Genomic DNA, 9248 nt, shown 5'->3' on the forward strand with positions numbered 1-9248 from the left:
TGGTTCAGCTCCCCGGTTCGTGCTCGTCCAGCGCGGCCAGCGTCGTGCGCAGGCCGCGGTGCACATCTTCGTACACCGACAGGTGCGCGGCGACGGCGAGGTGGTCCGCGGCCTCCAGCCGCCGCAGGCCGGCGTCCACGCCCGGGTGGCCGGTGGGCCGCACGCCGACGCCCAGCGGCCGGGACCCGGCCTCCGGCTCCGGCGGCCCGGCGGCGGCCCCGGCCGGTCCGGTCTCCGCCGCCCCGGCGGCGGGCGGGGCGGCCGGGGCGGGCGCGGGCGCTGCGGCGTCCCCGAGGTCTGCGGCGGGCGCGGGCTCCGCGGCGGCGTCGGCACCCGCGGCGTACAGGCGGTCCATGCCCCCGACGCTACACGGCGGCCCGCCTGCGGGCGGCGGGAATGACCAGCGGCGTACCGGTCTCGGGATCGTCGATGACCTGGCAGCGCAGGCCGAAGACCTCCTCCACCAGCGGCGCGGTGACCACCTCGCCGGGCGGCCCCTCGGCGACGATCCGGCCCGCGCGCATGGCGATGAGGTGGGTGGCGTACCGGGCGGCGTGGTTGAGGTCGTGCAGGACGGCCACCAGGGTGCGGCCCTGCTCCTCGTGGAGCTGGGCGCACAGGTCGAGCACGTCGACCTGGTGCTGGATGTCCAGGTACGTCGTCGGCTCGTCCAGGAGCAGCAGCGGCGTCTGCTGGGCGATGGCCATGGCGATCCACACCCGCTGCCGCTGCCCGCCGGACAGCTCGTCCACGTACCGGCCGGCCAGGTCGGCGACGCCGGTGGCCGCCATGGACTCCCCGACGATCCGCTCGTCCGCCTTCGACCACTGCCGCAGCAGGCTCTGGTGCGGGTAGCGGCCCCGGGCGACGAGGTCGGCGACGGTGATGCCGTCGGGCGCCAGGGAGGACTGCGGCAGCAGACCGAGCGTGCGCGCGACCTGGCGGGCGGACCTGCGGTGCAGGTCCTCGCCGTCCAGCAGCACGTGCCCCCGCTGCGGGCGCAGCATCCGGGACAGGGCGCGCAGCAGCGTGGACTTGCCGCAGGCGTTGGGCCCGACGATCACCGTGAAGGACCCGTCGGGGACGGCGACGTCCAGGTGTTCGGCGATGGTGCGCTGGTCGTAGGCGAGGGTGAGCCCTTCGCCGCGCAGCCGGGCGGGCGAGCCGGGGTGCCCCATGTCCGTCCTCGATTCGTCGTGCGGTGCGTCGTGGGAGCCGGGCGCGCCCTCACGCGCGCTGCCCGGCCCGTGCGGGTGGCTCATATCCGGCCCGCCCTGCGTTCGGTGGCCAGGAGCCACACCAGGTAGCCGCCGCCGAGCAGGCCGGTGACGACGCCGACGGGCAGCAGGTGCCCGGGGAAGGCCCGCTGGGCCAGCAGGTCCGCGCCGACGAGCAGGGCGGCGCCCAGGCACAGGGCGGGCACCAGGTTGGGGCCCGGGGCCCGGGTCAGGCGGCGGGCGAGCTGCGGCGCGGTGAGCGCCACGAAGGCGACCGGTCCCGCTGCCGCCGCGGCGCAGCAGACCAGCAGCACGGCGGCGGCCAGCAGGCCCAGCCGTACCCGCTCGACGGGCACGCCGAGCGCGTGGGCGGTGTCGTCGCCCATCTCCAGGACGCGCAGCGCCCGTCCGCAGCCGGCGACCAGGGGCAGCAGCGCCGCGACGACGGCCAGCAGCGGCAGGGCGCTGTCCCAGCCGCGCCCGTCCAGGCTGCCGGTCAGCCACAGGACGGCCCGTCCGGCCTCGAAGATCTGCGCCCGGGTGAGCAGGTAGCCGTTGACGCCGGTGAGCAGCGCGGCGACGCCGATGCCGACGAGGACGAGCCGGTATCCGTGCACCCCGCGCCGCCAGGCGAGCAGGTAGATCGCCGCGCCGGTGAGCAGGCCGCCGGCGGCCGCGCCCCCGGCCAGGGCGAGACTGCCGCCGCCGGTCAGCACGATGACGGCCAGCGCCCCGGTGGCGGCGCCCTGGGTGAAGCCGAGCACGTCGGGGCTGCCCAGCGGGTTGCGGGTGAGGGACTGGAACACCGCCCCGGCCACGCCGAGCGCCCCGCCGACCAGGAGCCCGGTGACGACGCGGGGCAGCCGGACCTGGCCGACGACGAAGACGTCGGCGGGATGGCCCGTCCCGGTGAGGGCGCGCAGCACCTCGGCCGGGCCCAGCGGGTACTCGCCGCTGCCGACGGCGACGACGGCGAGCGCGAGGGCCAGCAGCGCGCAGCCCGCGCCGACGGCGAGCGCCCTGGGGTGGAAGCGCCACGACCACGGTCCGCGGCGCACGACGCGGGAGGTGCTCATGCGCCCACCGCCCTGCGGCGCCGCACGAAGTACAGGAAAACCGGTCCGCCGAGGACCGCCGTCACGATGCCGACCTGGAGTTCGCCGGGCCGGGCCACGACGCGGCCGAGCACGTCGGCGCCCAGCAGCAGCACGGGTGCGAGCACCGCGCAGTAGGGCAGCAGCCAGCGCAGGTCGGGGCCGGTCAGTGCCCGCACGAGGTGCGGCACGATGAGGCCGACGAAGACGATGGGCCCGCAGGCGGCGGTCGCCGCCCCGCACAGCAGGGTCACGGCGGTGATCGCGCCGGCCCGCACCCGGGCCGGGCGGGCACCGAGCGCGCGGGCGGAGTCGTCGCCCATCGCCATGGCGTTGAGCGGCCGGGCCAGGCCCAGGGCCAGCAGGGCGCCGCCCACGGCGAACGGGGCGAGCTGGACGACGACGTCCGCGCGGGCGCTGGCCAGCGAGCCGACCGTCCAGAAGCGCATCCGCTCCAGCGAGGCGGCGTCGAGGATCATCGCGGCGTTGACGTAGGAGTAGAGCGCGGCGTTGAGGGCGGCCCCCGCGAGCGCGAGGCGGGCCGGGGTGGCGCCGCGTCCGCCGCCGACGGTGTAGACGAGGACGGAGACGGCGGCGGCGCCCAGGAAGGCGAACCAGACGTAGCCGGTGTAGGCGGTGACGCCGAGGAAGGCGATCGCGGAGACGACGGCGGCCGAGGCTCCGGCGTTGATGCCGAGCAGTCCGGGGTCGGCGAGCGGGTTGCGGGTGAGCGCCTGCATCACGCCGCCGGCCAGTCCGAGCGCGAGCCCGGCGAGCAGGCCCAGCAGCGTGCGCGGGAGGCGCATCTCGCGGATGACCGTGTGGTGGGGCGAGGCGGGGTCGGTGAGCCCGTCCCAGACCTCGCCCAGCGGTATCTGCTTGGCGCCGACCGCGATGCCGAGGGCCACCACGAGGGCCAGGAGCAGCAGCGCGCCGAGGAGTCCCGCGGCGCGCGCGGCTGCCGGGCCCCGGCGCGGCGGTGCGGGCGCCTCCGGCACCGCGGGCGGCGTTCCCCCGGCCGGCGGGGAGTGGGTGAGCGTCACGTGGGGGCTTTCTCGGTTCGGGGCCGGTGCGCCGGGGGCACCCGCCGCTGGACTACGGATTAGGTTAGGTTAACCTAACGTCGATATTCGGCCCGTTTGGCCCCTCACGTTCGTCCGGAAGTAGGCAGCACCATGCCCCGAGCCCGCACCCCCCGCCTGTCCCGCCGCTCCCTGCTCGGCGCGGGAGGCGCCCTCGGCGCCGGCGCCCTGCTCGCCGCCTGCGGCGGCGGGTCGGGCGGCACGGCGGACAGCGGCGGCGGGCAGCCGGAGCAGGGCTGGTCGTTCACCGACGACCGGGGCGAGGAGGTCAGCCTGGACGCCCGCCCGGAGCGGATCGTCGCCTTCACCGGCACGGCCGCCGCCCTGTACGACTTCGGCCTCGACCGGCAGCTCGTCGGCGTCTTCGGCGAGACCACCCGGCAGGACGGCACGCCCGACGCGCTCGCCGGGGAACTGGACGTCGACACGGTCGAGGTCATCGGCAACGCCTACGGCGAGTTCAGCATCGAGAAGTACGCCGCGCTGCGCCCCGACCTGCTGGTCACCCACCAGTACGAGCAGGGCGACCTGTGGTACGTGCCCGAGGAGAGCCGCTCCAGGATCCTGGAGCTGGCCCCCGCCCTGGTCGTCGACGTGGACGGCGGGCCGCTGCCCGAACCCATCCAGCGGTACGCGGAGCTGGCCGCGGCCCTCGGCGCCGACCTGAAGGCGACGGCGGTCACCGAGGCCAAGAAGCGCTTCGAGCAGGCCGCCGAATCCGTGCGCCAGGCGGCGAAGGCCAGCGGCGGCCTGCGGGTGCTGGCCGCCTCCGGCGCCGCCGACACCTTCTACGCGTCCAACCCGGACAAGAGCGCCGACCTCATGTACTACAAGCAGCTCGGCGTGCGGCTCATCCAGCCGGACAACCTCGACGACGGCGACTACTTCGAGAGCCTCAGCTGGGAGAACGCCGACAAGTACGCGGCCGACCTGATCATCCTGGACAGCCGCACCACGGCGCTCCAGCCCGACGCCCTGTCCTCCAAGCCCGCCTGGCGCGACCTCCCCGCCGTCCGCGCCGGGCAGGTCTCCACCTGGGACGCCGTGCCGCGCTTCAGCTGGGCGGGCAGCGCCCCGCTCCTGGAGACCCTCGCCGAAGCGCTCCGCACCGCCAAGAAGCTCGCCTGAGCCGGAGCCCGGCCCGCCGAGGCGGCCCCGGCGTCCCGGGTGCGGCCGGGTGCGGGACGCCGGGGCCGCCTCAGCGGGTGTGAAGGCCGAGACGGACGAGCGCCCCGCCCGCGGGCAGGCCGCAGCCCTCCTGCCCCGCGGCCGTCCAGGCCGCCGCGCACAGGGCGCGCAGTCCGTCCAGCGGATCGCCCGCGCCGTCCACCGTCAGCGCGTCCGAGCCCGCCCGGGCGGTCCAGCCGCCGCACACCCACCCGTCCGCTGCGGCCACCGGTGCGGGATGCGCGGTGCGCAGCCCGCGCAGGTCCGCCGCGACGTAGGCCGGACGGTGCTCGGGGCGGGCACGCAGCAACTGCGCGGCGTCGGTCACACCGGTCAGCACCAGCAGCGCGTCCACCCCGCCCGCGTGCGCGCCCTCGATGTCCGTGTCCAGCCGGTCCCCCACCACCAGGGGGCGCCGCGCCCCGGTGCGCAGGACCGTCTCCCGGTGCATCGGCGGCAGCGGCTTGCCCGCCACCTGCGGCTCGGGCGGCTCGGGCATCCACCGCGTGGCGATGCGGACGACCTCCACGGCCGCCCCGTTGCCCGGCGCTATGCCCCGCCCGCTGGGGATCGTCAGATCGGCGTTGGACGCGAACCACGCCGCGCCCCGGCCCACCGCGAGCGCCGCCTCCGTCAGGCTGGCCCAGCGCAGGCCGGGGCCACCGAAACCCTGCACGACGGCCGCCGGCTCGTCGTCCGCCGACTCCACCAGCAGGAGCCCGTGTTCTTCCAGCGCCACCCGCAGCCCCTCACCGCCCACGCACAGCACCCGCGCGCCGGGAAGCTGCTCCGCCACCAGCCGGGCGACCGCCTGCGCGGAGGTGATCACGTCGTCCGGACCGGCCGGGACGCCCAGCCGCGTGAGGTGCCCGGCCACGGTCTGCGGGGTTCGGGCGGCGTTGTTGGTGACGTACGCCAGCCGCATGCCCGCCGCACGCGCCTCCTCCAGGGCCGGGACGGCGTGCGGCACCGCCTCGCCCCCGGCGTACACCACGCCGTCCAGGTCGAGCAGCGCGGTGTCGTAGGCGGTGTCGAGCGGGTGCTCGCAGGATCGCAGCATGGGTGGCTCCTCCTCGTCGTCCGGGTGACCGATCATTCCTCACCCGGCCCCCCGCACCGGTCCCGGGCGGCTTAGCATGCAGGGATGCATGCCGACGGACTGCGCCTCGTTCCCTTCCGCGGACTGCGCTACGTGCCGGAGCGGGTCGGCAGCCTCGCCGCCGTGACGTCCCCGCCCTACGACGTCGTGGTCCGGCCCGACCAGGTCGAGCAGTTGCAGACGGCCGACCCCCACAACATCGTGCGGCTCATCCTGCCGCAGACCGCCGATCCGGCCGCCCGGCACCGCCAGGCCGCCGCCACCCTGCGGGAGTGGGAAGCCGAGGGCGTCCTCGCCCGCGACGGCCGGCCCGCGCTCTACGTCTACGAGCAGCGCCACGGCGACGTCCTCCAGCGCGGCCTCATCGGAGCGCTGCGGCTCACCCCGCCCGAGGACGGCGTGGTCCTGCCGCACGAGGACGTCATGCCGCAGGTCGTCGAGGACCGGCTCGCGCTCATGCGGGAGACCGCCGCCAACCTGGAGCCGCTGCTGCTGGCCTACCGGGGCAGCGGAGCGGCGACCGGCGCGACCGCCGTGATCGAGCGCGCCGTGCACCGCCCGCCGCTGCTGTCCACGACCACCACCGACGGCTTCGCGCACCGGCTGTGGGCCGTGACCGACCCGGCCGAACTCGCCGAGGCCCAGGCCGACCTCGCGCCCCGGCACGCCCTGATCGCCGACGGGCACCACCGCTGGGCCACCTACCTGCGGCTGCGCGCCGAGTACCCCGACCGGCCGGCCTGGGCCCACGGGCTGGTGCTGCTCGTGGACACCGCCCGCTACCCGTTGCAGGTCAACGCCATCCACCGCGTCCTGCCCCGGCTCCCCGTGGCCGCCGCACTCGACGCGCTGGACGGCGCCTTCCGCGCCAGCCCCCTGCGCGGCACCCTCACCGACGCGCTGAGCGCGCTGGAACAGGCCGAGGGCACCGCCTTCGTCCTCACCGGCGGACCGGGCTCCTTCCACCTGCTGGACCGCCCGGCGCCGGACCTGACCGAGCGCACCGTCCGCCGCGACCGCCCGGCCGCCTGGCGGGAACTGGACGCCACCGTCCTGCACTCCGCGCTCCTGGACGCCGTCTGGCGCGTCCCGGACCAGCCCCCGCATATCGCCTACCTGCACACCCCCGAGGCAGCCGTCACGAAGGCCGCCCGCACCGGCGGCAGCGCCGTCCTGATGCGGGCGGCGGCCGAGTCCACGGTGCTGGAACTGGCCCGGCAGGGCGTCACGATGCCGCGCAAGTCGACGTCGTTCGGCCCCAAGCCCGCCACCGGCCTCGTGCTGCGCCCGCTCGACGGCCAGGACTGAACCCCGCCGCTGTCCCGCACGCACCCGGGGCGGCGGTGGGGCGGGAACCGGCTCCCGCCCCACTGCCGTACGGCCGTCAGGCCCGGGGAGCCGGCTCGCCGGTACCGGTGCCGGTGCCGTCCTCGCTCTCCTCCGCCTCCGGGTCGAAGGCGTCGAGGAACTCGATGCCGTCCAGTTCGGCCAGCCGGTCCGAGGCGTCGGTCGTCCCGTTCTGGTCGGCCTCCAGCGCCTTCCCGAACCACTCGCGGGCCTCTTCCTCCCGCCCGACCGACAGCAGCGCGTCCGCGTACGCGTACCGCAGCCGCGCGGACCACGGCTGCACCGAGTTCGACGCCAGCTCCGGGCTCTGCAGCGTCACCACGGCGGCCTCCGCCTGGCCCATGTCCTGCCTGGCCCCGGCCGCGACGAGGCGCATCTCCACCTGCCCGGCCTTGTCCAGCTTCTGCACCTCCGGCTCGCCGGCCATGGCCAGCGCCTTCTCCGGCCGCCCCATGCCCCGCTCGCAGTCGGCCATCACCGGCCACAGGTGCTGCGAACCGGTCATCCGCCGGGCGGCCCGGAACTCCGCCAGGGCCTCCGCGTACTTCTCCGACGCGTAGGCGGCGAACCCCATCGCCTCCCGGACGGCGGGGACGCGGGACGCCAGCCGCAGGGCGACCTTCGCGTACCCGTACGCCCGCTCCGGGTCCTCCCCCAGCAGCCGGGCGACCATGACGAGGTTCTTCGCCACGTCCTCGGCCAGCGTCTTGGGCAGGCTCATCAGCTCCTGCCGCACGTCCTTGTCGATCTCGTGCCCGGTGACGTCCTCGTCGATCGGCAGACGGGGGACGTACTCGCGCGGACGCTCGTCCCGCCGGTCGTCACGCCCGTACCCGTCACGCCCGTACCCGTCACCGCGCGGGCCGCGCGGACCGCCGCCGCGGAAGTCACCGCGGCCCCGGTCGTCGCGGTCCCGGCCACCGCCGTACGGCCGGCGTCCGCCGCGCTCGTCATCGCGGGGCCGCTCACCGTGGCGGCCACCACCGCCGTAGGGGCGCCGCTCGCCGGGACGGTCGTCACGCCGGAAGTCCCTGCGGTCGTCACGGCGCTCGTCCCCGCGCGGACCACCGCGGGGGCGGTCGTCACGGCGGAAGCCCGGCCGGTCGTCACGGCCACCGCCGCCGTAGGGCCGCCGCTCCCCGCCACGCTCATCACGCCGCTCGCCCGGTCGGTCCCCGCCCCGGAAGTCCCTGCGGTCATCACGCCGGTCATCCCCGCGCGGACCACCGCGGGGACGGTCGTCACGCCGGAAGCCCGGCCGCTCGTCACGGCCACCGCCGCCGTAGGGCCGCCGCTCCCCGCCACGGTCGTCACGCCGGTCCGCGGGCCGGTCGTCGCGGCGGAATCCCCGTCGCTCGTCCCCGCGCGGGCCGCTCCCGGAACGGTCGTCACGGCGGAAGCCGGGCCGGTCCCCGCCCCGGAAGTCCCTGCGGTCATCACGCCGGTCATCCCCGCGCGGACCACCGCGGGAACGGTCGTCACGCCGGAAGTCCCTGCGGTCGTCACGGCGCTCGTCCGCACGCGGACCACCGCGGGGGCGGTCGTCACGGCGGAAGCCCGGCCGGTCGTCACGGCCACCGCCGCCGTAGGGGCGCCGCTCCCCGCCACGCTCATCACGGCGGTCATCCCGTCGCTCGCCGTACGGGGACGGCCGTCGCTCGTCGCGCCGGTCACCACCACGGAAATCCCGCCGGTCGTCACGGCGGTCGTCGCGCCGGAAGGAGCCCCCGCCCTCCCGCCGGTCGTCCCGTCCGCCGAACTCCCGTCGGCCCGTACCACGGTCATCCCGCCGGTCGTCCCGGTGGTCACCGCGTCCGGGGCCACGGCGGTCATCGTCGCGCCGGGGCGCGCGGTCGTCCCGGCGGAATCCGTCGCGCCCGCCGTCCCGCCGGAACGGAGGCCGTTCGCCACCGCGGCTCTCGCCGCGGTAGCCACCGCGGTCCCGGTCGTCATCGCGCCGCGGGCCACGCGGACGCTCGTCACGGTCCCGGCGGAAGGTGTCGCGGCCCCCGGCCCTGTTCCCGCCTCCGGAACCGCTGCGGTCGCCGCCCTGGCGCCGCGGCCCTTCGGACCGATCGGACCAGTCCGACCTGCGCGGCCGCTCCTCCGGTGAGTTCGACATCGACGTGACTCCTCGTCTGTGGTGCACATTCATTCTCGCGCACCAGCTCACGCCGCGCGCCTTGAGAAACGGAAACAAAAAAGCCGGTGGCCCCAGCAAGTACTTGCTGGGGCCACCGGC

The 9248-nt window shown here is 76.5% G+C and carries 9 protein-coding genes; 3 read left to right on the forward strand and 6 right to left on the reverse strand.

Features of this window, described 5'->3' with window-relative positions; all coding sequences use genetic code 11:
* Positions 1 to 4: 4 nt before the first annotated feature.
* From V1J52_RS14090 to V1J52_RS14105, 4 genes are all read right to left on the reverse strand, one after another.
* The gene (locus V1J52_RS14090) at positions 5 to 355 is read right to left on the reverse strand and encodes a hypothetical protein (RefSeq protein WP_330140088.1); all 351 of its coding nucleotides are present in this window, start codon (positions 353 to 355) and stop codon (positions 5 to 7) included.
* Positions 356 to 365: 10 nt separating this feature from the next.
* Positions 366 to 1178 carry an ABC transporter ATP-binding protein gene (locus V1J52_RS14095; RefSeq protein WP_330140123.1) on the reverse strand — a complete coding sequence of 271 codons (813 nt, stop codon included), beginning with the start codon at positions 1176 to 1178 and terminating at the stop codon, positions 366 to 368.
* 80 nt (positions 1179 to 1258) lie between these two features.
* On the reverse strand, positions 1259 to 2293 hold the full coding sequence (locus V1J52_RS14100; RefSeq protein WP_330140089.1) for a FecCD family ABC transporter permease: 1035 nt from the start codon (positions 2291 to 2293) through the stop codon (positions 1259 to 1261).
* Positions 2290 to 3354: a FecCD family ABC transporter permease gene (locus V1J52_RS14105; protein WP_443075819.1), complete on the reverse strand. Its 1065-nt coding sequence runs from the start codon at positions 3352 to 3354 to the stop codon at positions 2290 to 2292. The genes V1J52_RS14100 and V1J52_RS14105 overlap by 4 nt, the downstream gene beginning before the upstream one ends.
* Positions 3355 to 3486: 132 nt before the next feature.
* Here V1J52_RS14105 and V1J52_RS14110 point away from each other — a divergent pair, with 132 nt between their 5' ends.
* The gene (locus V1J52_RS14110) at positions 3487 to 4521 is read left to right on the forward strand and encodes an ABC transporter substrate-binding protein (protein WP_330140090.1); all 1035 of its coding nucleotides are present in this window, start codon (positions 3487 to 3489) and stop codon (positions 4519 to 4521) included.
* A 70-nt stretch (positions 4522 to 4591) separates the two neighbouring features.
* Here V1J52_RS14110 and V1J52_RS14115 read toward each other — a convergent pair whose 3' ends face one another.
* A complete protein-coding gene (locus V1J52_RS14115; RefSeq protein WP_330140091.1) occupies positions 4592 to 5620 on the reverse strand; it encodes an HAD hydrolase-like protein in 1029 nt (342 codons plus the stop codon).
* A gap of 84 nt (positions 5621 to 5704) precedes the next feature.
* Here V1J52_RS14115 and V1J52_RS14120 point away from each other — a divergent pair, with 84 nt between their 5' ends.
* On the forward strand, positions 5705 to 6967 hold the full coding sequence (locus tag V1J52_RS14120) for a DUF1015 family protein (protein WP_330140092.1): 1263 nt from the start codon (positions 5705 to 5707) through the stop codon (positions 6965 to 6967).
* 76 nt (positions 6968 to 7043) lie between these two features.
* On the opposite strand, the gene V1J52_RS14125 is transcribed toward V1J52_RS14120, so the two are convergent.
* Positions 7044 to 7787 (reverse strand): hypothetical protein, encoded by a 744-nt coding sequence (locus V1J52_RS14125; protein WP_330140125.1) that lies wholly within the window; start codon positions 7785 to 7787, stop codon positions 7044 to 7046.
* Between V1J52_RS14125 and V1J52_RS14130 the strand changes: the two genes are divergently transcribed.
* A complete protein-coding gene (locus V1J52_RS14130) occupies positions 7758 to 9119 on the forward strand; it encodes a hypothetical protein (RefSeq protein ID WP_330140126.1) in 1362 nt (453 codons plus the stop codon). The genes V1J52_RS14125 and V1J52_RS14130 overlap by 30 nt on opposite strands.
* The last annotated feature ends 129 nt before the right edge of the window (positions 9120 to 9248 follow it).

Source organism: Streptomyces solitudinis, from assembly GCF_036323765.1.
In the GTDB taxonomy this organism is placed as follows: domain Bacteria; phylum Actinomycetota; class Actinomycetes; order Streptomycetales; family Streptomycetaceae; genus Streptomyces.